Raw genomic sequence first — 21,573 nt, 5'->3', positions numbered from 1 at the left:
TTTGCCCGTTGTTATAAAAATCATCCAGGGATACTCAGGAAAAGACGGTGTCTTTCAGGAGAGAAGAATGAATAAGCAGATAATTAAATCATTAAACCGCCGGTTTTTATCCGTAATATCGCTACTGGCGATATTGGTGATGGCGGGTGTTGCCACTGCGGCCAGCAATGTCGAGATGGATTTAAGTCAATCACCGGAAGTTTCCGCGACTGCGGAAGGCAAGGTGAAAATGCCAAAACAGCAACAGCGGATGGCACTGAATTATGTTAACCAGCCACCGCTAATCCCGCACAGTGTAGAAGGCTATCAAATCAGTAAAAACACCAACCGCTGCCTGCAATGTCACGGTGTCGAACATTACCGCACCACCGGTGCGCCGCGCGTTAGCCCGACTCACTTTATTGATCGTGATGGCAAAGTGTCGAGCGAAGTATCGCCACGCCGCTATTTCTGCTTGCAATGCCATGTGCCACAAACCGATGCTGCGCCAATTGTGGGCAACAGCTTCCAGCCAGCGCCTGGCTTTGGTCAATAAGCGAGATGGTTACTGTGAGAATAAATTATGAATGAGACTAAAAAACCCGGCGTTATTCGAAGGATATGGCAGTGGTGGCGTCGGCCTAGCCGACTGGCGCTCGGGACTTTACTGCTGATTGGCTTTGTCAGTGGCATCATTTTCTGGGGCGGCTTCAACACCGGCATGGAGATGGCGAATACGGAGAAATTCTGTATTAGTTGCCATGAAATGAAAGACAATGTTTATCAGGAATATATGGGCACCATCCACTACAGCAACCGCAGTGGAGTGAAGGCGACGTGCCCAGATTGCCATGTGCCCCACGAGTGGGGGCCAAAAATGTTGCGAAAAATCAAGGCCAGTAAAGAACTGTATGCCAAAACATTTGGTTTAATTGATACGCCACAAAAATTTGAAGCACATCGCCTGACGATGGCTGAAAATGAGTGGGCGCGCATGAAAGCCAATGGTTCGCAAGAGTGCCGTAACTGCCATAATTTCGACAATATGGATTTCACGGCACAAAAAACCGTGGCAACGAAAATGCATAATAAGGCCATTGCCGAAGGCAAAACCTGTATTGATTGCCATAAAGGTATTGCCCATAAGTTGCCAGATATGAAGGATGTGCCAACCGGTTTCTAAAATCCTTCTCCCTTGGCGCTATCGCCGCCAGCCTCCTGCCTCAAACGCTCTGTGGACATGACGTCTACAGAGCGTTTTTTAATTGCAAAATTAGCCTGCTTATTCATAATAAGACCTATTAACAGGTCTTGTTGGGGAGGTTTATGCCAAGTATCATTTTGACTGATACCAGTGCGAGTGTGAGTGAATTGAAGAAAAACCCAATGGCAACAGTCAATGCCGGGGCTGGATTTCCCGTTGCTATACTCAATCGCAATCAACCCGTCTTTTATTGCGTCCCAGCAGAACTTTATGAGCAAATAATGGGTGCACTTGATGATCATGAATTAGCTAAATTGGTTAATGAGCGCCGTCATCAACCATTGCTGGATGCAGACTTGGATAGCGAACTATGATTTATACCGTTAAGTTCAGAGAAGAAGCGCTAAAGGAATGGCACAACCTGGATAAGACGATACAACAACAGTTCGCCAATAAATTAAAGAAATGTACTGATAATCCGCATATTGAAAGCGCCAGACTGCGGGGAATGAAAGATTGCTACAATATTAAATTAGGTTCCTCTGGCTTTCGATTAGTGTATGAAGTTATCGATGATGTTTTGATCATTGCAGTGGTTGCGGTTGGAAAAAGAGATCGTAAGGCAGTTTATACACTCGCAAGTGATAGATTGCGCTAATTGTTATTAGTCAGATAAATATTTGCCAGATCAAGAAGGCCCTATGTCAGTCAAAATTGAAAATATCCAAAGCGAATTGTTATCTAAAAACTGGTTTAAACTCCACAAATATACCTTTGATTTGAAAACTGATCATGGCGTATCAGTACAACAAATTCGCGAAGTTTATGACCGAGGTAACGGCGCGACTATTCTGCTGTATAACCGCGATAATGGTACTGTCGTGCTCACCAGGCAATTTCGTATGCCAACCTATGTGAATGGTAATCCTGACGGTATGTTGCTGGAGGCCTGTGCGGGCTTGCTGGACAATGATTCACCAGAAGAATGTATTCGCCGCGAAGCTATGGAAGAAACCGGCTATCAGGTTGATAACGTACAGAAATTATTTGAAGCTTATATGTCGCCGGGGGGCGTGACTGAAATTATCCATTTCTTTGCCGCCGAATATCAGCAAGACCAGAAAATGACTGAGGATGTCGGCGTCGAAGATGAAGTCATCGAGGTGGTTGAGTTACCTTTCACCGAAGCTGTGGCGATGATGGCCGATGGCCGAATTAAAGACGGCAAGACGATTATGTTGCTGCAATATGCTCAGATCCAGAATTGGTTTAATTAGCTTTCGTCCGTAATGCCCTAGCGGCGTTAGCTTACTGTTGTTTATTTATTTCAACGCCAATACTCATTTCAACGTCGATATTCATTTCAACGCCAATGTTTACGGAGCATATATTCATTGGCGTTATTCCTAGAATAGTTAATTCCTCTGTTTTATAAGTAAATTTCTCTATTGATGCAAAAATGTTGCGCAGAGTATGGCCTGCTTCATAGATTGTGATAAATCACTCACTATACTGGTCATTCCACCTCAAAGCATAAAAGCAAAGGAAACCTACAATGGACGAACAATTAAAACAGAGCGCACTTGATTTTCACCAATATCCAACGCCTGGAAAAATTCAAGTATCGCCAACTAAGCCGCTAGCAACCCAACGGGATTTGGCACTGGCTTATTCACCAGGGGTTGCTGCGCCGTGTTTGGAAATTGCAGCAGACCCATTGGCGGCTTATAAATATACCGCTCGTGGCAATTTGGTCGCTGTTATTTCAAACGGCACTGCGGTATTAGGGCTGGGTAATATTGGTGCATTAGCGGGTAAGCCGGTAATGGAGGGGAAGGGCGTTCTATTTAAGAAATTCTCTGGTATTGATGTATTTGATATTGAAGTCGATGAGCTTAATCCGGATAAGCTGATTGATATTATCGCCTCGCTGGAGCCCACCTTTGGTGGCATCAATCTGGAGGATATCAAAGCCCCGGAATGCTTCTATATTGAGAAGAAATTACGTGAGCGCATGAAGATCCCGGTATTCCATGATGATCAGCATGGCACGGCAATTATCTGTACCGCTGCGGTGCTTAATGGCCTGCGGGTCGTGAAGAAAAACATCAGTGATGTGAAGCTGGTGGTTTCAGGAGCCGGAGCCGCCTCTATTGCTTGCTTGAACTTGTTGGTCGCGTTGGGATTAAAGCATCAAAATATCACTGTGTGTGATTCCAAGGGCGTGATTTATAAAGACCGTGAAGCCAATATGGAGCAGACCAAAGCCGCTTATGCCATTGAAGATAATGGCCAGCGCACATTGGGCGACGCTATACCTGATGCCGATATCTTCCTTGGCTGCTCTGGCCCCGGCGTGTTAACACCAGACATGGTGAAAACCATGGCGCCTCATCCGCTGATTCTGGCCCTGGCCAACCCAGAACCGGAAATTTTGCCACCCCTGGCGAAAGCGGTGCGCCCGGATGCGATAATCTGCACCGGTCGTTCGGATTATCCGAACCAGGTTAATAATGTGCTGTGCTTCCCGTTTATTTTCCGTGGCGCACTGGATGTGGGTGCAACCACAATAAATGAAGAAATGAAACTGGCTTGTGTGCATGCGATTGCTGATTTGGCGCTGGCTGAACAGAGCGATGTGGTGGCATCCGCCTATGGTGAGCAAGATCTTTCATTCGGCCCAGAATACATTATTCCTAAGCCATTCGACCCGCGTTTGATTGTGAAGATAGCGCCCGCAGTAGCGAAAGCGGCGATGGATTCCGGTGTGGCCACTCGGCCAATTGCTGATTTCAGTGCTTACATCGAAAAGCTGACGGAATTTGTCTACAAAACTAACCTGTTTATGAAGCCTATCTTCTCACAGGCGAAAAAAGAGATGAAGCGGGTGGTGCTGGCGGAAGGGGAAGAAGAGCGCGTCTTGCATGCCACTCAAGAGCTGGTTTCTCAAGGGCTGGCTTATCCCATCTTAATTGGCCGTCCAAGTGTGATTGAGACTCGTTTGAAGAAACTTGGCCTGCATATCACGGCTGGAAAAGACTTCGAAGTGGTTAATAATGAGTCTGATCCGCGCTTTAATGAATATTGGCATGAATACTATCAAATCATGAAACGCCGTGGTGTCTCACAGGAACAGGCGCGCCGTGCGGTGATTGGCAACCCAACCCTGATTGGCTCCATTATGGTGCACCGGGGCGAAGCAGATGCCCTGATTTGCGGGACAATCGGCTCTTACCATGAGCATTATGATGTGGTAGAGAAAGTGTTTGGTTTCCGCGAGGGTGCGCATGTGGCTGGCGCGATGAATGCCCTCTTGCTACCCACCGGGAATACCTTTATTGCCGATACCTATGTTAACGATGACCCCACTCCCGAGCAATTGGCCGAGATTACCTTGATGGCTGCCGAAACGGTGCGGCGCTTTGGCATTGAACCGAAAGTGGCATTATTATCCCATTCAAGTTTCGGCTCATCAGATTGCCCGGCAGCACGTAAAATGCGGCGGACTTTAGCACTGGTTAATCAGATGGCACCTGAGCTGGAAATCGACGGAGAAATGCACGGCGATGCTGCGTTAGTCCCCAGCATTCGCCATGATTTAATGCCGGATAGCCCACTGAAAGGTGCCGCTAACATACTGATTATGCCCAATATGGAAGCTGCACGAATCAGCTATAACCTGCTGCGAGTGACTTCATCTGAAGGTGTGACTGTTGGGCCGGTGCTGATGGGCGTTGCCAAACCCGTTCACATTCTGACGGCGATCGCTTCAGTTCGTCGTATTGTGAATATGGTGGCGTTAGCGGTGGTGGAAGCACAAACCCAGCCGTTGTAAACCTTCGCTCAAAAACCTCAACCGGCCTGTGCGGGTTGAGGTTGCGAGCAAATTTCACTCAGTCGAGCTAATAAGGTGAGGGCAGGTAGCAGAGTAAAACGTCCGCAAGTATTTACCGCGTCTTTACGGCCGACCTGTTCTTTCTGTTGCAGATACTTTCCGGGCTTGCTGTAGCCACTTATCCAGCTCATTGGCAAATTGCTGGCGATCGCGCTGATTTAAGGTATTGGGGCCACCGGTCTGAATGCCACTGGCGCGCATGGTATCCATAAAGTCGCGCATATTCAGGCGCTCACGGATAGTATCCGGCGTATAGCGCTCCCCACGGGGATTCAGCGCGATGCCACCTTTCTCAATTACCTCTGCCGCCAAGGGGATATCGGCGGTAATAACCAGATCGTTTTTCTCGACTCGCTGTACTATTTCGTTATCGGCGACATCAAAACCGGACGCCACTTGCACTGTGCGAATGAACTTCGACGGCGGCGTTTTCAATGGCTGATTAGCCACCAATGTCACCATTATGCCGGTGCGGTCGGCGGCACGGAATAACACGTCCTTAATAACATTCGGACAGGCGTCCGCATCAACCCAAATTTGCATCAGTGTTGTTCTCCTGCGGCAAGCCAGTCTTTTACTGGCAGAAAATCACGGTACAGTGCGGCTTCCGCGCTATCAGGTGCCGGTTGATAGTTATATTCCCAGCGCACCATTGGCGGCAGAGACATTAAAATAGACTCGGTGCGCCCACCGGTTTGCAAACCGAATAAAGTGCCACGATCCCAGACCAAATTAAATTCCACATAGCGGCCACGGCGATAAAGCTGGAACTGACGTTCGCGCTCACCCCAACTCAGTGCTTTACGCCGGGCGACAATGGGCAAGTAGGCATCAAGAAAACCATCACCCACGGCCTGTGTAAACTTAAAGCAGGTATCAAAATCCGGGCTATTAAAATCATCAAAAAACAGGCCGCCAATACCTCGGGCTTCATTACGGTGCTTGATATAAAAATAGTCATCGCACCATTTTTTATACTGTGGATAAAGATGCTCGCCAAATGGCTGGCATAACTGATAAGCGGTTTGATGCCAGTGAATGGCATCTTCGGCAAAACCATAGAAAGGCGTTAAATCAAAGCCACCACCAAACCACCACACCGGATCTTCACCGGGTTTTTCTGCAATAAAGAAACGAACATTGGCATGGCTGGTGGGCAGATAGGGGCTAAGTGGATGAATAACCAGCGATACTCCCAGCGCCTGAAAACTGCGGCCTGCTAATTCGGGACGATGTGCCGTGGCAGAGGCCGGCAGGGTAGCACCTGAAACATGTGAAAAATTCACCCCCGCTTGCTCGAATACTGCCCCGTTGGTCAATACCCGACTGCGGCCACCGCCGCCCTCTTCACGGGCCCAGTTTTCTTCCGTGAACTCAGCGCTGCCATCAGCTTCGCTCAGTGCAGCACAGATTTTATCCTGCAAATCCAGCAGGTAGGTTTTGATTTGGGCTATATCGGGTAAATTCATCAGAAGGGTTCTAGTTGCCGGGAAATTTTCAGGGGCCAAGTATACCCCGATTTACTGCCATTATTGTACTCTTAGTGCGGGCAACTATTTATATCTGGCGGGTATGGCTCAAGAATTATCTGGTTATTTTTACTGGTAAATATCACTTTTCTATTGCGTGATATAATATTGCCTAATAATCAGAATATCCATTTGACACAAAGGTTCGTAACTCCATGGAAATCCGCGTATTTCAGCAAGACGATTTTGAAGAAGTAATTCTGCTGTGGGAGCATTGCGATTTGCTGCGGCCCTGGAATGATCCGGAAATGGATATTGAACGTAAACTTAATCATGATCCGGAATTATTTTTAGTTGCAGAAGTCAGCGGCGCGATTGTCGGTTCAGTGATGGGTGGTTATGACGGTCACCGAGGTTCGGCTTATTATTTGGGCGTCCACCCAGACTTTCGCGGTCGTGGCTTTGCCAATGCGCTGATCAGCCGCCTTGAGAAGAAACTCATTGCCCGTGGCTGTCCGAAGCTCAATATCATGGTGCGTGAAGACAATGACGCGGTAATTGGCATGTATGAAAAGCTGGATTACGAAACCCAAGACACGATTATGCTGGGCAAACGGCTGATTGTGGATCAGGAGTATTGATGGTTTATCTAGTTGAATTTAAAAGAAATTAAACTGATACGCTATCGCCATAACTTTCTTCCATTATATTAATTATCTTTCATTGTATTAATATAGTTTACGTGGCGTTGAGTGTGCAAAATAGAGACGAAAGGGGTTTCAAGGGCGTATTTAAGCTATTAGAGGAAAAGGGCAGATAAAAAAACGACTAAGAAAATCAATATCGGGTGCTGAAGTTATACAGCACCCGAGAGTAGCCCAAAATTAATTAATCTTGGTTATGTTTTTCACATCAATTTCCACAGAGTTCCAGTCTTTATCAACTTTCCCTTCGATTTGCACTTTATCTTGTGGAGTAATGGTTTGGCCTTTCCAACGTTTGTTATCAATATCAACCGTAATGGTGCCGGTGCTATCGCGGAAAGTATAGGTATCGTGACCTAAGCGCTCAGTAATATTCCCTTGCAAAGTAACATGGGCATCATCGCGCATGGTTTTAACTTTATCTACTGTGGTATTGCTGGTACTAGGGCCAGAAAACCCGCCTTGGGTTGCCGGTTGAGTCTGCGTCGTTGCCGGGCCATTAAAGCCACCTTGTGCAGTATCTGTTGCACTTTGCGCCAGGAATGGTGTGCTGCATAACATAACCAAGGTGGCTGCTAAGGTGAGTTTCTTCATTTTATTGCTCCTTCAATGAATGAATCATGACATCTGAACTAGAAGCCAAATAAGCTTCGCGTTATCCAATACTAGACCAAAATGGCGTTAAACCTTGCTTAATTCTAGGATTATCAACTGTAGAATATCGCTATTTTACTCCTATATATGGGGATAAAGTCTATATTATCAACCCTGTTAGGCGTTTTTTAGCCGGCTACTTTAGTTGATTAAGTGCCCCAATTGTGGGCCTAATGATTAAAGCCTGGCGGGTTACGGCACTTTTTCATCAGTGCGGACTCCAATCACTGATTATCTTTTTTTAGCTGCCCCTTTCTGGCTTCTGCCACAGTTAGTTGCAGGAAAGCTTATTGGATGCAGTGGTTTTTTAAGGAGCTTTAGATGAATATTCGCCCACAGATTTCTGGGGTGCGCTTGTTATTACTGGGGGCCCCTTTGTTATTGGCAGGGTGCTCGAGCATGTCCGGTTTTTCTTGGTCAAGTTTGTCGCCACTCAATTGGTTCGGCAGCAGCAGTAGTATGCAGGTAAGTGATAACGGGGTTGGTGGAATAACTGCCAGCACGCCGCTGGCTGAAAATGACATCAAAGAAGGGCTAAAAGGCGATTATCGGCTACGCAGTGGTATGGCGACCAATGATGGCAAGCTGGTTTCCTTCTATCAGGCAATGAAAGAAGACCAAATTAAACTGGTTATTTCTGGCCAACCCAAGGGCAAGGTAGAACGTATCGAGGTTATGGATAAAGATATTCCGAGCCAATGGGGTGTTTCGATTGGTACGCCATTCAGCGAATTATATAAAAAAGCTTTTGGTGCCTGTCATAAAGGGACTGGCGATGACGTAGCGCAAATAGAATGTGCAGCGCCGGGAAGCAAACATGTTAGTTATTTATTTGATGGTGCCTGGCATGGCCCTGAAGGTTTAATGCCATCAGATGACCAACTGAAAAGCTGGAAAGTCAGTAAGATTATCTGGCGCGCAGCTAGCAGTGAATAAACTCCCGTAGGTCTTTGACGTTACAGCAGTATTAACAATTTTGCTGTAGCGCCAATGACGTTGGAGCCGTGATTTTTATTCTCATTTTGGCACTGAGCTCTAAATTGGTTAATAATATTCCCATCCTCTCAGTGGAAATTTATTTTGCGCTGACGCAAGGTAATTTTAATCGCTTCAGCTATCATACCCTTCATACTTAAATCCCAAATTCTTTGGGTAAATATCTTGGCAGCAATACCGACTTTTAGTGAGGAAGGAACATGACTCAAGTTCAGAGTGGCATTTTGCTGGAGCACTGCCGTTTTGCGATTTTTATGGAAGCAAAAGTGCAAGGCGAATTTGATGCCATTCGCCAGGGATGCAAAAAATTCTGTCAGGCATTACAAGAATTACAGCAAAAATATCCTAATGAGCATTTAGGTGCAGTTATTGCTTTCGGTTCAGATGTTTGGCATGACTTATCAAATGGCCAAGGTGCGAAAGAGTTAAAGCCTTTTGTGCCATTGGGCAAAGCCCCCATCATAGCCCCTGCGACTCAGCGCGATTTATTGATTCATATTCAGTCATTACGCCAAGATATTAACTTTACCTTAGCGCAAGCTGCGGTTGCTGCTTTTGGCGATGCAATTGCGGTGGAAGAAGAGACTCATGGTTTCCGCTGGGTAGAAGAACGTGACTTTACCGGCTTTATTGATGGTACTGAAAATCCGCAAGGCGAAAGTCGCCCAGAAGTGGCGGTCATTGCACAAGGCGAAGAGGATGCGGGTGGCAGCTATATATTAGTTCAGCGCTATGAGCATGACCTGAAAAAATGGAAACGCATCCCTGAGCACAAGCAAGAGCAAATTGTAGGGCGCACGAAACCCGACAGTCAGGAATTACCTTCAGATCAACGCCCTGATACTTCCCATGTAAGTCGGGTTGATCTTAAAGAAGAGGGGAAAGGGCTGAAAATTCTACGTCAAAGCTTGCCTTATGGGACGGCCAGTGGCAAACATGGCCTATATTTCATTGCCTATTGCGCGCGGTTGCATAATATCGAGCAACAATTATTGAGCATGTTTGGCTCAATAGATGGTAAGCATGATTTATTACTTGGCTTTAGTAAGCCCGTCACTGGCAGCTATTATTTTGCCCCGTCGTTGACCAAATTATTATCGCTATAACTTATTGCCGCCATCACTTATGGTCACAGTAATGTATTGGGGTAGTAAAAATAAAGAAGGCCGGATATCCGGCCTTTTGCTTTGCTCTCATTGCACCATAATGGCAATTAAGCAGGATAAATAGCATCACGCATTCTGTTCACCACAGTTTGCTTTTGTTCTTTGGTCAATGCGCGCAGTGGAAGACGCGGGTTACCGGCATCAATACCGTGTAATTGCATGGCAGCTTTACCGGCAGCAACGCCACCAAATTCAACCAATACGCGGATAAGCGCAATAACTTGATCCATACTGCGCTGAACAGCAACCTGATTACCGGCATTGAAATCAGCAATAATTTTATGGAATAGTGGAGCGGCATAGTTATATGTGCTGCCAACAGCACCAATAGCGCCTACTGCCAATCCACCGGGTAAATGCTCATCTACCCCAAATGGAATATCAAATTTACCACCACTCACCCGCAGGCAGCGCTGGAATTCATATAAATCTGCATTATTGAATTTAATTCCGGACAGATTTGGGATTTTAGATTCCGCTTTAATCAGGAATTGCTCCATATCCAAATTCACACCGGACATTCCAGAATGATAATAATAGAAGCCTTTTGATGGCGCTGCCGCTGCAATGGCCTGGCAATAAGCGATTAAATCATCCAGGTTACCTGGCTTAAAGAAGCAAGGGCCGATGGCGGAAGTTGCAAAGATATCCAGTGTTTCGGCATGGCGAGAAAGGTCAACGGCGTCTTTGATGCTCAGTGCGCCGGTATGCAAGGTAATGCTCAGTTTACCCTGTGCTGCTTTTACCCAGCGCTCGGCAATTTTTTTGCGTTCTTCAACTGAGCAATGGATACCTTCACCGGTAGTGCCGCAAACATAGACCCCTTGCACGCCGTCATTAACCAGATGTTCAGCAATTTGGTCAATAACGGAGTAATTAACCTCACCCTGTTCATCGAACGGAGTGTGAGGAGCTGCGATCAGGCCAGTTAACTTTTTCATACGCATCCTTAATAAATCAGAGATATGACCTAAGTGGTCACCATAGTATTGAGTACGATAATAATCAGTATTCGGTCATTTTGCGGTTTCGTGTTCAGCTAACGTGTGTGTCTGTTTTACTGCTGCATGCTGTTGGATAGCATCACAGAACCAACCACAAATATGTTCAATTCGGGTAATGGCGGAGCCAACGGTTACCGCATAGGCACCGGCCGCAATTGCGGCGGCGGCGGCGGCGGGCGAATTATAACGGCCCTCGGCAATCACGCGGCAACCTGCGTCGGATAGCTGTTTAACCAGTGCTAAGTCCGGTTCAGTTGGAACCGGGTCTTGGGTATAGCCAGATAGCGTGGTGCCAATAAAATCAATACCTAAGCGGTAGGCCAGCAGGCCATCTTCAAGATTGGAGGCATCTGCCATTGCCAGGCAACCTGTTGCCCGAACTCGCTGGTATAACTCGTCTACTGAGACGGGGCGCGGGCGGCGGGTGACATCAAAAGCAATGACATTGGCTCCGGCAGCACTCAGCGCATCCACATCTTCCAACCAAGGTGTAATTCTGACCTCGGAGTCGGGTAAGTCGCGTTTAATAATGCCGATGATTGGCGCATCTGTGACTCGGCGCACTGCTTCTATATTGCTAATGCCCTCAACTCGCAGGCCGACTGCGCCGCCGGCCAGTGCTGCACAGGCCATTGCTGCCACGATTTCCGGGGTATCCATCGGGCTGCCGGGCACCGGCTGGCAAGAGGCGATAAGCCCGTTTTGGAGCTTGTGGTAGAGATTACTGGTGTTACTCATAGTCAGGTCACTCGCAGTCAGATTACGCACGGTTTTTAGCTCCGATCTGTAATTTCAAATGAAGTTTAACTCCATCATGTTAGATCTTTTATTCCTGGGGTGCAATGGTCAGAAAGAGAGAAACCTCACACTTAAAAACTCTCAAGGGAGTTTTACTCCAATATTAAAATAACAATGGAGTTTTAACTAAAAAATTGCCATAGTCATCTAATCATCTTTATTACATTTATTACAGCAGCAAGAGGGCGACGCCAGATGGGAAAAATGTTGGCACTGGATATCGGTGGAACCAAAATTGCCGCTGCGGTAGTCACTGAAAGCGGCATGTTGATTGGCCGTCAGCAAGTGGCAACGCCGCGCGGCGGGGCTGAGCAGTTGGCGGCAGTGCTGGAAACACTGATAGCACCTTATCGACATCTGGTTGATGGTATTGCGGTGGCGTCAACCGGCATTATCAGCGGCGGGCGCTTGACGGCACTCAATCCGGCCAATCTTGGTGGGCTGGCTGATTTCCCATTGCAAGATTGCATCCGCTCGATTGCCGATTTGCCTTGTGTGCTGCTTAACGATGGTCAGGCCGCGGCTTGGGCTGAATATCAGGCGGTGAGTGATAATTGCAGCAATATGATGTTTGTGACGGTGTCCACCGGGGTGGGGGGCGGCATTATCTTGAATAAAAAATTACTGGTCGGTAGCCAAGGGCTGGCGGGGCATATTGGCCACACCTTAGCCGATCCCCACGGCTTGTTGTGTGGCTGTGGTCGTCGCGGCTGTGTAGAAAGTGTCGCCTCTGGTACGGCCATTGGAGCAGAAACCTTGGGCTGGAAACAACCGGTGGACGCCGCCAAAGTATTTGAAATGGCAAAACTGGGTGATGTTAAGGCTGAAAATATTATCAATCGCTCTGCCACCGCAATTGCTCAAATGCTGGCGGATATGAAAATGGCCCTAGATCTTGAGGTTGTTATTCTGGGCGGCAGTGTTGGTCTGGCGGTCGGGTATGCAGAGCGGGTTATTGGCGCACAAAAAATATTGCCAGCCATCTATCGGGTACCGGTTCAGGCGGCTCATCATCGTCAGGACAGTGGTTTGTTGGGTGCCGCGCTGTGGGCTAAAGCAACTTTATAATCAGACGGTTAAGAAATTTAGCTGAATCAAACTGCTCTCTTCGTCGGAGGGAGTTTATCAGCGAATTCATACTATATTGAGTAAAAATAGAGGCTTACCATGATAAGTGGTTCATTAACACAAACAGCATTTTTCAGTGGGTTACCAGAGCGTCTTCAATCGGTGTTAGCCTATTTGGCTAAGCAGCCACTGGCGGAATTAGCTTGCGGACGTCATGAAATAGATGGCGAGCTGCTATTTATGAATGTGATGGAGTTTGACACTCAACCGGCTGAAAATAAGAAAGCAGAAATGCACCGCACTTATGCCGATGTCCAGTTACTGATAAGTGGCGTTGAAGGTATTGAATATTCAACATTAACGCCGACCGAGCATCTGGAGCCTTATCATAGTGAAGATGACTACCAGCTGATTGCTGAGATCCCAGATAAAAGCCAATTACGGATGCTGCCGGGGATGTTTGCCGTGTTTTTACCGGGTGAACCTCATAAGCCGGGCTGCCAAATTATGGGTTCCGGTACCATCAAGAAAGTGGTGGTAAAAGTCCACAATAGCTTACTTAAATAAGCTATAACAATGATTTTTATATAATAAAATCGCACGTTATCTTTGACATCTTCCCCGGCCCTCCGGGGTTTTTTTATTGATATCGCCCCGCACTCTGCTGCCATTTTTCTTCACGAAGTGGGCCAATTATGTAATGATGCGCCCCAGCACAGTCCCCTGTCCGTCAATTCTCTTTCCCTTGAGGTATCCGCGTGAAAACTGGATCTCCCCGTTTTAAGCCAGGTAAAATTCTTGATGCCTTGGGTGCGATACAAAATAGCCTGACCCGCTCAGCACAGCGCATTGCCGCATATATTTTGGCGGAACCGGCTAAAGTTACCCAGCTTTCGATTGCCGAACTTTCAGCTCTTACCCAAGCTGGTGAGGCCACGATTATCCGATTCTGCAGGACATTGGGCTATAAAGGGTTTCAGGATTTCAAGATGGACTTGGCCATTGAAGTGGCTACCCGCCATAACAGTGAAAACAGTCTGTTAGATGCTGATGTGCAAGAGGGCGATGACCCGCTGGCGATTGGTCATAAGTTGCAGTCGGCTATCAATAATGTGTTGTCAGAAACACTGAATTTGCTGTCTATCGAGAGTGTCGAACAGGTGGTTAAATTACTGCGCCCGGCTGACCGCATCTGTATTTTTGGTGTCGGCTCTTCAGGTATTACTGCCGAAGATGCCAAAGGCAAATTAATGCGCATTGGGTTGCGGGTTGATGCCGCCACAAATAACCATTTTATGTATATGCAGGCCACTTTGATGCGCCCCGGTGATGTGGCAATCGGGATAAGTCACTCGGGTACCTCGGCTGAAACGGTGCAGGCATTAAAACTGGCGAAACAGGCCGGTGCAACCACGGTCGCGCTGACCCACAATATGGGCTCCTCAATTACGGAGCTGGCAGATTATGTGCTGATTAACGGTAATCGTCAGGGGCAACTGCAAGGGGACTCCATTGGAACCAAAATTGCGCAATTGTTTGTCCTGGATTTGATTTACGCCTTACTGGTCAAAGCGGATCCTGCTCAAGCAGAGAGTATTAAACGTAAAACCACCCAAGCCGTTAGCCAAAATGGATGACCGGCAATACATTTCCTGCTGTAATATCAAACCACTGCTGCGGTGATATTCCGCCAGCGGTGGTAAATACCTCCCCATCCTGTTGTCAGTGATGTCCTCCTCAGAATTTCGCCATCTTTGTCACGTTTTAGACACATTGTTATTGAAATAGCGGGCTGATCTTATACACTCAAATGGAGTTTTACTCCTTTGTTGTGTTTTATTTGGAGTAAAACCACATAAATATAAATGTGGCGAGAACCCGCTGGCAGTGACAGATTAAGTGTTTTTAAACAATCAGTTGCTAGGGTTAAACCTGCTGCGAGGAACATAGTTTCTGCCGGTGAAGTTAGCTGGTAGTGGAGAGAGAGCGACGATATGAGCACTTCAGTACAACCCTGTGCAGATAAAAAATCTCCTGGAGGCAAACCATTACGCTGGTATAAGCAACTGACACCTGCGCAATGGAAGGCATTTATTGCCGCCTGGATAGGCTATGCCTTGGACGGCTTCGATTTTGTTCTTATTACTCTGGTTCTGACAGATATTAAACAAGAGTTTGGTCTGACTTTGATTCAAGCCACTAGCTTGATTTCCGCTGCCTTTATTTCGCGCTGGTTTGGTGGGTTGGTGCTGGGGGCCATGGGCGACCGTTATGGCCGTAAACTGGCGATGATCACCAGTATTGTACTGTTCTCCTTTGGTACTCTGGCCTGTGGCTTAGCTCCGGGTTACACCACGCTGTTTATCGCCCGCCTGATAATTGGTATCGGGATGGCCGGGGAGTATGGCTCCAGCTCGACTTATGTGATGGAAAGCTGGCCGAAGAATATGCGTAACAAAGCCAGTGGGTTCCTGATTTCTGGTTTCTCTATCGGTGCGGTGTTAGCGGCGCAGGCCTACAGCTACGTGGTTCCAGCATTTGGTTGGCGTATGCTTTTCTACATTGGATTACTGCCAATTATCTTTGCGCTGTGGTTACGTAAAAATCTGCCTGAAGCGGAAGACTGGGAAAAAGCCCAAAGTAAACAACAGCAATCTAAGCAAACTCAAGACCGCAACATGGTGGATATTCTGTATCGCAGCAAGCTGAGTTATCTGAATATTGGCCTGACAATCTTTGCCGCTGCCGCCCTTTATGCTTGTTTTACCGGCATGGTCTCGACACCGGTTATTGTGATTCTCGGTATCCTTTGCGCGGCAGTATTCATCTACTTTATGGTTCAAACCAGTGGTGACCGCTGGCCAACGGGCGTCATGTTGATGGTGGTGGTGTTCTGCGCCTTCCTGTATTCATGGCCGATTCAAGCATTATTACCCACCTATCTGAAGATGGATTTGGGCTATGACCCCCATACTGTCGGTAACATTTTGTTCTTCAGTGGGTTTGGTGCAGCGGTAGGTTGCTGTGTTGGCGGCTTCCTTGGTGATTGGCTGGGTACCCGCAAGGCCTATGTGACCAGTTTACTGATTTCACAATTACTGATAATTCCATTGTTCGCCATTCAGGGCAGCAGCATCTTGTTCCTGGGGGGATTGCTGTTCTTGCAACAAATGCTGGGGCAGGGGATTGCCGGGTTGCTCCCGAAACTGCTGGGCGGTTATTTTGATACCGAACAACGTGCGGCAGGGCTGGGCTTTACCTACAACGTCGGGGCATTGGGTGGGGCCTTGGCACCTATTCTGGGGGCGTCGATTGCTCAGCACCTCAGCTTAGGAACGGCATTAGGTTCACTGTCATTCAGCCTGACATTTGTGGTGATTCTACTGATTGGTTTTGATATGCCATCCCGCGTGCAGCGCTGGGTGCGGCCATCTGGCCTGCGGATGGTTGATGCCATCGACGGCAAGCCATTCAGTGGCGCTATCAGTCCAGTTAATGCCAGTGTTGTGACACCGAACTAAAAATCTCGGTTTGTTATCAACTGCCAATAAAACAGTTTTATCGCCCAGCGCAGGTCGGCTGGGCTTTTTATTGGCTACGGCACCGCAATATCGGCAGGCTCACGACCTGCGTTGTTGCTGGCTTAGAGCATTTGATAATTGAACATCACTAAACGGTATATAAAAGCGTTATAGGTAAGCACCTAGTTATAAATACACTGAAGATATTAAAGGCTCATCATTCGTAATGAATGGCAAATATTTGCCGCATGAACTCAGTGAATAAGGTGCACCATGAAACAGACCTCAGTGAAGAAAAACACACATAAAGGATTAACCCGTGTCGCCTTATTAAGCGCGTTAATTTTTAGCAGTGCAACTGTCTCTGCCACTGAGTTGCTGAACAGCTCCTATGATGTTTCCCGCGAGTTATTTACCGCTCTTAATCCGGGTTTCCAGCAACAATGGGAACAACAAAACCCCGGTGACAAACTGACTATTAAACAGTCTCATGCGGGCTCTTCCAAGCAGGCGCTGGCTATCTTGCAAGGCCTGAAAGCCGACGTGGTGACCTATAACCAAGTCACAGATGTGCAAATTCTGCATGACCGTGGCAATTTGATCCCCGCCGACTGGCAGACGCGTTTGCCAAATAACAGCTCGCCGTTCTATTCCACCATGGCGTTTCTGGTGCGCAAAGACAATCCCAAGAATATTCATAACTGGGATGATTTAGTGCGCGAAGACGTCAAACTGGTCTTCCCTAATCCTAAAACCTCGGGTAATGGCCGCTATACCTATTTGGCCGCCTGGGGGGCAACACAACAAGCCAATGGCAACGATAAGGCGAAAACCCAGGATTGGATGAAACGATTCCTGGGGAATGTGGTGGTATTTGATACCGGCGGCCGTGGCGCAACCACCACTTTTGTCGAGCGCGGTTTGGGTGATGTGCTGATCAGTTTCGAATCTGAAGTGAATAACATCCGCAAAGAATATGGCAGCGACAAATATGAAGTGATTGTCCCGCCGGTCGATATTCTGGCGGAGTTTCCGGTGGCCTGGGTAGATAAAAATGTGGAAAAGAATGGCACTGAAAAAGCCGCCAAAGATTATCTCAATTATCTCTACAGCCCCGCAGCACAGCAGGTCATCACCAGCTTTAACTACCGGGTGTATGACAAAGCGGCAATGGAAGCGGCTAAATCCCAATTCCCAGAAACGAAATTATTCCGTGTTGAAGACCAATTCGGTAGCTGGCCACAAGTCATGAGCACCCATTTTGTGACTGGCGGCGAGTTGGATAAATTGCTCGCCCAAGGGCATCAGTAATGTTGTCGGCATCCAGTAAACGGGTTCTGCCCGGATTTACCCTCAGTCTTGGGAGCAGCCTGCTTTACACCTGCTTGATCTTGTTATTGCCGCTCAGCGCGTTAGTCATGCAGTTGGCACAAATGAGTTGGGCGCAATACTGGGAAGTGATTACTAACCCTCAGGTGGTTGCCGCGTACAAAGTCACCTTACTGGCTGCAGGGGTTGCCAGTCTGTTTAATGCGGTATTTGGCATGTTGATGGCGTGGATTTTAACGCGCTATCAATTCCCCGGCCGCAGCATATTAGATGGTTTGATGGATTTACCCTTTGCCCTCCCGACCGCAGTCGCGGGGCTGACACTGGCAACGTTGTTCTCCACCACCGGCTGGTATGGTGCTTGGTTAAATGAGTTTGGCATTAAAGTCTCTTTTACCTGGTTAGGAATTGCCGTCGCCATGGCCTTTACCAGCCTGCCATTTGTGGTGCGCACGGTGCAGCCGGTATTGGAAGAGCTAGGGCCAGAATATGAAGAAGCGGCAGAAACTTTAGGTGCGAGCCGCTGGCAGAGTTTCCGGCGGGTGGTGATGCCAGAATTGGCTCCGGCACTACTGGCCGGGACGGCATTATCTTTCACCCGCAGCCTGGGGGAGTTCGGCGCAGTTATCTTTATTGCCGGGAACATCGCCTGGAAAACCGAAGTGACCTCGCTGATGATTTTCATCCGCTTACAAGAATTTGATTACCCGGCAGCCAGTGCCATTGCCTCGGTTATTTTGGCGGTTTCACTGGTCTTGTTGTTTAGTATTAATACCTTACAAACCCGATTTGGTCGGCGGATAGGTGGGCACTGATGGCGGATATCACCGAATTTAATGGCGTAGCCCGCCCCCCGATCAATTGGGGAAAATGGACATTGATTGCCATTGGCGCTTTGTTTTCATTTTTACTGCTCGTTATCCCGATGGTGTGGATTTTTATCACGGCGTTCTCGAAAGGTTTTGAGGTCGTGGTGCAGAATTTATCTGACCCGGACATGCTGCATGCCATCTGGTTGACGGTCTTGGTGGCGCTGATTACGGTGCCGGTCAATCTGGTCTTCGGGGTGGTGCTGGCGTGGTTGGTTACGCGGTTTGTCTTCCCCGGCCGCCAACTATTGATGACCTTAATTGATATTCCCTTTGCCGTTTCCCCCGTGGTTGCTGGCCTGATGTATTTACTGTTTTACGGCTCCAATGGTGTGGCGGGCAGTTGGTTGGATGCGCACGATATCCAGCTCATGTTCTCCTGGCCCGGCATGGTATTGGTTACCGTCTTCGTCACCTGCCCCTTTGTGGTACGCGAGCTGGTGCCGGTGATGATGAGCCAGGGCAGTCAGGAAGATGAAGCAGCGGTGTTGCTGGGGGCATCCGGCTGGCAAATGTTCCGCCGCGTTACATTGCCAAATATCCGCTGGGCATTGCTGTATGGCGTGGTGTTGACCAATGCCCGCGCCATTGGCGAGTTTGGCGCAGTTTCTGTGGTATCCGGTTCTATTCGTGGCGAGACTTATACCTTGCCACTGCAAGTTGAGTTGTTGCATCAGGATTACAATACCGCCGGGGCATTTACTGCCGCGGCATTATTAACCCTGATGGCAATTGTGACCCTTTTTCTGAAAAGTGGCCTGCAATGGCGCGTTGCGCGTCAGGTAGTTCGTCTCGAACAGGAGCAAAAGCATGAGCATTGAGATTGATAATATCAGCAAGTATTTTGGCCGCACCAAAGTGCTGAATAACATCCAGCTTGATATTCCTTCTGGCCAGATGGTGGCCTTGCTTGGCCCTTCAGGTTCGGGAAAAACCACTCTTTTGCGCATTATTGCTGGGCTGGAGAACCAAAATGCCGGGCGTTTAAGTTTCCACGGCACGGATGTCAGCCGCCTGCATGCCCGTGACCGGCGTGTAGGATTTGTGTTCCAGCATTATGCGCTGTTCCGCCATATGACGGTGTTCGATAACATTGCTTTTGGTTTGACGGTATTACCGCGCCGCGAGCGCCCCAATGCGGCCGCTATCAAGCAGAAAGTGGCGCAGTTACTGGAAATGGTGCAATTAGGCCATCTGGCCAGCCGCTATCCATCACAACTTTCAGGTGGTCAGAAACAGCGAGTGGCTTTGGCGCGCGCACTGGCGGTCGAACCACAAATCCTGTTGCTGGATGAGCCCTTCGGCGCATTGGATGCTCAGGTGCGTAAAGAGCTGCGCCGCTGGTTGCGCCAGTTGCACGAAGAACTGAAATTCACCAGCGTTTTTGTTACCCATGACCAGGAAGAGGCGATGGAAGTGGCTGACCGCGTGGTGGTGATGAGTCAGGGGAATATAGAGCAGGTGGGGACGCCAGATGAAGTATGGCGCTACCCAGCGACCCGATTTGTACTGGAATTCCTGGGTGAAGTTAACCGCCTGAGTGGTGAAATTCGGGGTTCACAGCTGTTTATTGGTGCCCATCACTGGCCGCTGGATTTAGCGCCCATGCACCAAGGCAGTGTCGATTTATTCCTGCGCCCTTGGGAGATGGAAGTCAGCACCCAAGCCAGTGACCGCTGCCCACTGCCGGTTCAGGTGCTGGAAGTCAGCCCGCGCGGCCACTTCTGGCAATTGACGGTGCAACCTATTGGCTGGCATCAAGACCCTATCAGTGTGGTACTGCCGGAGGGGAATATTGAGGCCCCGGTGCGCGGCAATCGTTATTATGTTGGTGGATTAAATGCCCGCTTATATTCTGGCGACCAGTTATTGCAACCCATTGCGTTAGCCCAAAGCGCCTGATAAATTTTTTGTCTATAGCGAGCAGCAGTGGCGCTAACCCCAATGTCAGACTGCTGAAAAACTTAGGTGGCGCGTCGGCCACCTTTTTCTTTTATTTAATAGGTAATTAAAGTGACAACCCTTGAACACTGCATCGGCAACACTCCACTGGTAAAACTACAACGCTTGGGCCAAGAGCTGAATGCAGAAATCTGGGTCAAACTGGAAGGCAATAATCCGGCAGGTTCGGTGAAAGACCGGGCAGCACTTGCCATGATCCAGCAGGCCGAATTACGTGGAGAAATTGCCCCCGGTGATGTGTTAATTGAAGCCACCAGTGGTAATACCGGCATTGCGCTGGCGATGATAGCCGCCATGAAAGGTTATCGACTGAAATTACTGATGCCGGAAAATATGAGTCAGGAGCGCCAAACCGCCATGCGCGCCTATGGTGCCGAGCTGATTTTGGTCAGCCGCGAACAGGGGATGGAAGGCGCGCGCGACCTGGCGCTAATGATGCAGGCCGAAGGGCAAGGTAAGGTACTGGATCAGTTTAATAATACCGATAACCCTTATGCGCACTTCACCAGTACCGGCCCAGAAATTTGGGCGCAAACCGCAGGTAAAGTGAGCCATTTTGTCTCCAGTATGGGCACCACTGGCACCATTACTGGGGTGAGCGAATATCTTAAAAGTCAAAATCCGCAGGTTTCAGTCATTGGCCTACAGCCAGCGCAAGGCAGCAGTATTCCTGGGATACGCCGCTGGTCGCCGGAATATATGCCGGGGATATTTCGCCCAGAGCTGGTGGATAGTGTCTTGGATATCACCCAGCTTGCCGCCGAGCAGACTATGCGCCGCCTGGCTACCGAAGAGGGGATTTTCTGTGGCGTTAGCTCCGGTGGGGCGGTTGCAGGCGCATTACGGGTAGCGGCGGAGAACCCCGGAGCGCTGATTGTGGCGATTATCTGTGATCGCGGGGATCGGTATTTATCCACTGGGGTGTTTGGGTAAATAATGCTGATTCAGTGATGAG

At 48.5% G+C, this 21,573-nt stretch carries 23 protein-coding genes; 18 read left to right on the top strand and 5 right to left on the bottom strand.

What is annotated here, in order from left to right; genetic code table 11:
• The first annotated feature begins 67 nt into the window (after positions 1-67).
• The 6 genes from napB to maeB all read left to right on the top strand — a co-directional run bounded on the left by napB (position 68) and on the right by maeB (position 5,018).
• The gene (gene napB, locus YROHD0001_RS04880) at positions 68-535 is read left to right on the top strand and encodes a nitrate reductase cytochrome c-type subunit (protein WP_004715708.1); all 468 of its coding nucleotides are present in this window, start codon (positions 68-70) and stop codon (positions 533-535) included.
• A 27-nt stretch (positions 536-562) separates the two neighbouring features.
• Positions 563-1,162 (top strand): cytochrome c-type protein NapC, encoded by a 600-nt coding sequence (gene napC, locus YROHD0001_RS04885; protein WP_004715707.1) that lies wholly within the window; start codon positions 563-565, stop codon positions 1,160-1,162.
• Positions 1,163-1,305: 143 nt separating this feature from the next.
• Positions 1,306-1,557, top strand: coding sequence for a type II toxin-antitoxin system Phd/YefM family antitoxin (locus tag YROHD0001_RS04890; RefSeq protein ID WP_004715706.1), 252 nt, complete (start codon positions 1,306-1,308; stop codon positions 1,555-1,557).
• A complete protein-coding gene (locus YROHD0001_RS0118355) occupies positions 1,554-1,841 on the top strand; it encodes a type II toxin-antitoxin system RelE family toxin (protein ID WP_032817448.1) in 288 nt (95 codons plus the stop codon). The genes YROHD0001_RS04890 and YROHD0001_RS0118355 overlap by 4 nt, the downstream gene beginning before the upstream one ends.
• A gap of 43 nt (positions 1,842-1,884) precedes the next feature.
• Positions 1,885-2,460, top strand: coding sequence for a GDP-mannose pyrophosphatase NudK (gene nudK / locus YROHD0001_RS04895; RefSeq protein ID WP_004715705.1), 576 nt, complete (start codon positions 1,885-1,887; stop codon positions 2,458-2,460).
• A 278-nt stretch (positions 2,461-2,738) separates the two neighbouring features.
• Positions 2,739-5,018 carry an NADP-dependent oxaloacetate-decarboxylating malate dehydrogenase gene (maeB, locus tag YROHD0001_RS04900; protein ID WP_004715704.1) on the top strand — a complete coding sequence of 760 codons (2,280 nt, stop codon included), beginning with the start codon at positions 2,739-2,741 and terminating at the stop codon, positions 5,016-5,018.
• Positions 5,019-5,141: 123 nt separating this feature from the next.
• On the opposite strand, the gene YROHD0001_RS0118350 is transcribed toward maeB, so the two are convergent.
• Both YROHD0001_RS0118350 and hemF read right to left on the bottom strand, forming a co-directional pair.
• Complete coding sequence (locus YROHD0001_RS0118350; protein ID WP_032817446.1) at positions 5,142-5,621, bottom strand: YaiI/YqxD family protein; 480 nt, start codon at positions 5,619-5,621, stop codon at positions 5,142-5,144.
• The gene (hemF, locus tag YROHD0001_RS04905; RefSeq protein ID WP_004715703.1) at positions 5,621-6,547 is read right to left on the bottom strand and encodes an oxygen-dependent coproporphyrinogen oxidase; all 927 of its coding nucleotides are present in this window, start codon (positions 6,545-6,547) and stop codon (positions 5,621-5,623) included. The genes YROHD0001_RS0118350 and hemF overlap by 1 nt, the downstream gene beginning before the upstream one ends.
• Positions 6,548-6,762: 215 nt before the next feature.
• On the opposite strand from hemF, the gene YROHD0001_RS04910 reads away from it, so the two are divergent.
• Positions 6,763-7,188 carry a GNAT family acetyltransferase gene (locus tag YROHD0001_RS04910; protein WP_004715702.1) on the top strand — a complete coding sequence of 142 codons (426 nt, stop codon included), beginning with the start codon at positions 6,763-6,765 and terminating at the stop codon, positions 7,186-7,188.
• A gap of 243 nt (positions 7,189-7,431) precedes the next feature.
• On the opposite strand, the gene YROHD0001_RS04915 is transcribed toward YROHD0001_RS04910, so the two are convergent.
• A complete protein-coding gene (locus YROHD0001_RS04915; protein ID WP_004715701.1) occupies positions 7,432-7,845 on the bottom strand; it encodes a YgiW/YdeI family stress tolerance OB fold protein in 414 nt (137 codons plus the stop codon).
• Positions 7,846-8,226: 381 nt separating this feature from the next.
• Between YROHD0001_RS04915 and YROHD0001_RS04920 the strand changes: the two genes are divergently transcribed.
• Positions 8,227-8,841 carry an RpoE-regulated lipoprotein gene (locus YROHD0001_RS04920; protein ID WP_004715700.1) on the top strand — a complete coding sequence of 205 codons (615 nt, stop codon included), beginning with the start codon at positions 8,227-8,229 and terminating at the stop codon, positions 8,839-8,841.
• Positions 8,842-9,101: 260 nt separating this feature from the next.
• Positions 9,102-10,007, top strand: a complete 906-nt coding sequence (locus YROHD0001_RS04925; RefSeq protein ID WP_004715698.1) for a Dyp-type peroxidase — start codon at positions 9,102-9,104, stop codon at positions 10,005-10,007.
• Positions 10,008-10,114: 107 nt separating this feature from the next.
• Here the strand turns inward: YROHD0001_RS04925 and YROHD0001_RS04930 are convergent, their stop codons facing one another.
• Together YROHD0001_RS04930 and YROHD0001_RS0118345 are read right to left on the bottom strand one after the other, a co-directional pair.
• Positions 10,115-11,008, bottom strand: a complete 894-nt coding sequence (locus YROHD0001_RS04930; RefSeq protein WP_032817444.1) for a dihydrodipicolinate synthase family protein — start codon at positions 11,006-11,008, stop codon at positions 10,115-10,117.
• A 75-nt stretch (positions 11,009-11,083) separates the two neighbouring features.
• Positions 11,084-11,809, bottom strand: coding sequence for an N-acetylmannosamine-6-phosphate 2-epimerase (locus YROHD0001_RS0118345; RefSeq protein WP_071817898.1), 726 nt, complete (start codon positions 11,807-11,809; stop codon positions 11,084-11,086).
• A 255-nt stretch (positions 11,810-12,064) separates the two neighbouring features.
• On the opposite strand from YROHD0001_RS0118345, the gene YROHD0001_RS04935 reads away from it, so the two are divergent.
• The 9 genes from YROHD0001_RS04935 (at position 12,065) to cysM (ending at position 21,551) form a co-directional block, all read left to right on the top strand.
• Positions 12,065-12,937, top strand: a complete 873-nt coding sequence (locus YROHD0001_RS04935) for an N-acetylmannosamine kinase (RefSeq protein WP_004715695.1) — start codon at positions 12,065-12,067, stop codon at positions 12,935-12,937.
• Between the two features lie 99 nt (positions 12,938-13,036).
• Positions 13,037-13,504 carry an N-acetylneuraminate anomerase gene (gene nanQ / locus YROHD0001_RS04940; protein WP_004715694.1) on the top strand — a complete coding sequence of 156 codons (468 nt, stop codon included), beginning with the start codon at positions 13,037-13,039 and terminating at the stop codon, positions 13,502-13,504.
• 191 nt (positions 13,505-13,695) lie between these two features.
• Complete coding sequence (locus YROHD0001_RS04945; protein WP_004715693.1) at positions 13,696-14,574, top strand: MurR/RpiR family transcriptional regulator; 879 nt, start codon at positions 13,696-13,698, stop codon at positions 14,572-14,574.
• A gap of 357 nt (positions 14,575-14,931) precedes the next feature.
• Entirely contained in the window at positions 14,932-16,458 is a 1,527-nt protein-coding gene (locus YROHD0001_RS04950) for an MFS transporter (RefSeq protein WP_004715692.1), read from the top strand.
• Between the two features lie 273 nt (positions 16,459-16,731).
• A complete protein-coding gene (locus tag YROHD0001_RS04955) occupies positions 16,732-17,769 on the top strand; it encodes a sulfate ABC transporter substrate-binding protein (protein ID WP_004715691.1) in 1,038 nt (345 codons plus the stop codon).
• Positions 17,769-18,602 carry a sulfate/thiosulfate ABC transporter permease CysT gene (cysT, locus tag YROHD0001_RS0118340; protein WP_032817442.1) on the top strand — a complete coding sequence of 278 codons (834 nt, stop codon included), beginning with the start codon at positions 17,769-17,771 and terminating at the stop codon, positions 18,600-18,602. Before YROHD0001_RS04955 ends, cysT begins: the two co-directional genes overlap by 1 nt.
• Positions 18,602-19,477, top strand: a complete 876-nt coding sequence (cysW, locus tag YROHD0001_RS04960; protein WP_004715690.1) for a sulfate/thiosulfate ABC transporter permease CysW — start codon at positions 18,602-18,604, stop codon at positions 19,475-19,477. Before cysT ends, cysW begins: the two co-directional genes overlap by 1 nt.
• On the top strand, positions 19,467-20,558 hold the full coding sequence (cysA, locus tag YROHD0001_RS04965; RefSeq protein WP_032817440.1) for a sulfate/thiosulfate ABC transporter ATP-binding protein CysA: 1,092 nt from the start codon (positions 19,467-19,469) through the stop codon (positions 20,556-20,558). The genes cysW and cysA overlap by 11 nt, the downstream gene beginning before the upstream one ends.
• Positions 20,559-20,669: 111 nt before the next feature.
• Positions 20,670-21,551 (top strand): cysteine synthase CysM, encoded by an 882-nt coding sequence (gene cysM, locus YROHD0001_RS04970; protein WP_032817439.1) that lies wholly within the window; start codon positions 20,670-20,672, stop codon positions 21,549-21,551.
• Positions 21,552-21,573 lie beyond the last annotated feature (22 nt).

It is taken from the genome of Yersinia rohdei ATCC 43380, from assembly GCF_000173775.1.
GTDB lineage: Bacteria > Pseudomonadota > Gammaproteobacteria > Enterobacterales > Enterobacteriaceae > Yersinia > Yersinia rohdei.
The sequence above is the reverse complement of the archived record's forward strand: the minus strand, read 5'-3'. Positions and strand labels throughout refer to the sequence as shown.

Coding starts and splice junctions, on each gene's coding strand:
- napB (WP_004715708.1), top strand. CDS start 68: ATGAATAAGCAGATAATTAAATCATTAAACCGCCGGTTTTTATCCGTA.
- napC (WP_004715707.1), top strand. CDS start 563: ATGAATGAGACTAAAAAACCCGGCGTTATTCGAAGGATATGGCAGTGG.
- YROHD0001_RS04890 (WP_004715706.1), top strand. CDS start 1,306: ATGCCAAGTATCATTTTGACTGATACCAGTGCGAGTGTGAGTGAATTG.
- YROHD0001_RS0118355 (WP_032817448.1), top strand. CDS start 1,554: ATGATTTATACCGTTAAGTTCAGAGAAGAAGCGCTAAAGGAATGGCAC.
- nudK (WP_004715705.1), top strand. CDS start 1,885: ATGTCAGTCAAAATTGAAAATATCCAAAGCGAATTGTTATCTAAAAAC.
- maeB (WP_004715704.1), top strand. CDS start 2,739: ATGGACGAACAATTAAAACAGAGCGCACTTGATTTTCACCAATATCCA.
- YROHD0001_RS0118350 (WP_032817446.1), bottom strand. CDS start 5,621: ATGCAAATTTGGGTTGATGCGGACGCCTGTCCGAATGTTATTAAGGAC.
- hemF (WP_004715703.1), bottom strand. CDS start 6,547: ATGAATTTACCCGATATAGCCCAAATCAAAACCTACCTGCTGGATTTG.
- YROHD0001_RS04910 (WP_004715702.1), top strand. CDS start 6,763: ATGGAAATCCGCGTATTTCAGCAAGACGATTTTGAAGAAGTAATTCTG.
- YROHD0001_RS04915 (WP_004715701.1), bottom strand. CDS start 7,845: ATGAAGAAACTCACCTTAGCAGCCACCTTGGTTATGTTATGCAGCACA.
- YROHD0001_RS04920 (WP_004715700.1), top strand. CDS start 8,227: ATGAATATTCGCCCACAGATTTCTGGGGTGCGCTTGTTATTACTGGGG.
- YROHD0001_RS04925 (WP_004715698.1), top strand. CDS start 9,102: ATGACTCAAGTTCAGAGTGGCATTTTGCTGGAGCACTGCCGTTTTGCG.
- YROHD0001_RS04930 (WP_032817444.1), bottom strand. CDS start 11,008: ATGAAAAAGTTAACTGGCCTGATCGCAGCTCCTCACACTCCGTTCGAT.
- YROHD0001_RS0118345 (WP_071817898.1), bottom strand. CDS start 11,809: ATGAGTAACACCAGTAATCTCTACCACAAGCTCCAAAACGGGCTTATC.
- YROHD0001_RS04935 (WP_004715695.1), top strand. CDS start 12,065: ATGGGAAAAATGTTGGCACTGGATATCGGTGGAACCAAAATTGCCGCT.
- nanQ (WP_004715694.1), top strand. CDS start 13,037: ATGATAAGTGGTTCATTAACACAAACAGCATTTTTCAGTGGGTTACCA.
- YROHD0001_RS04950 (WP_004715692.1), top strand. CDS start 14,932: ATGAGCACTTCAGTACAACCCTGTGCAGATAAAAAATCTCCTGGAGGC.
- YROHD0001_RS04955 (WP_004715691.1), top strand. CDS start 16,732: ATGAAACAGACCTCAGTGAAGAAAAACACACATAAAGGATTAACCCGT.
- cysT (WP_032817442.1), top strand. CDS start 17,769: ATGTTGTCGGCATCCAGTAAACGGGTTCTGCCCGGATTTACCCTCAGT.
- cysW (WP_004715690.1), top strand. CDS start 18,602: ATGGCGGATATCACCGAATTTAATGGCGTAGCCCGCCCCCCGATCAAT.
- cysA (WP_032817440.1), top strand. CDS start 19,467: ATGAGCATTGAGATTGATAATATCAGCAAGTATTTTGGCCGCACCAAA.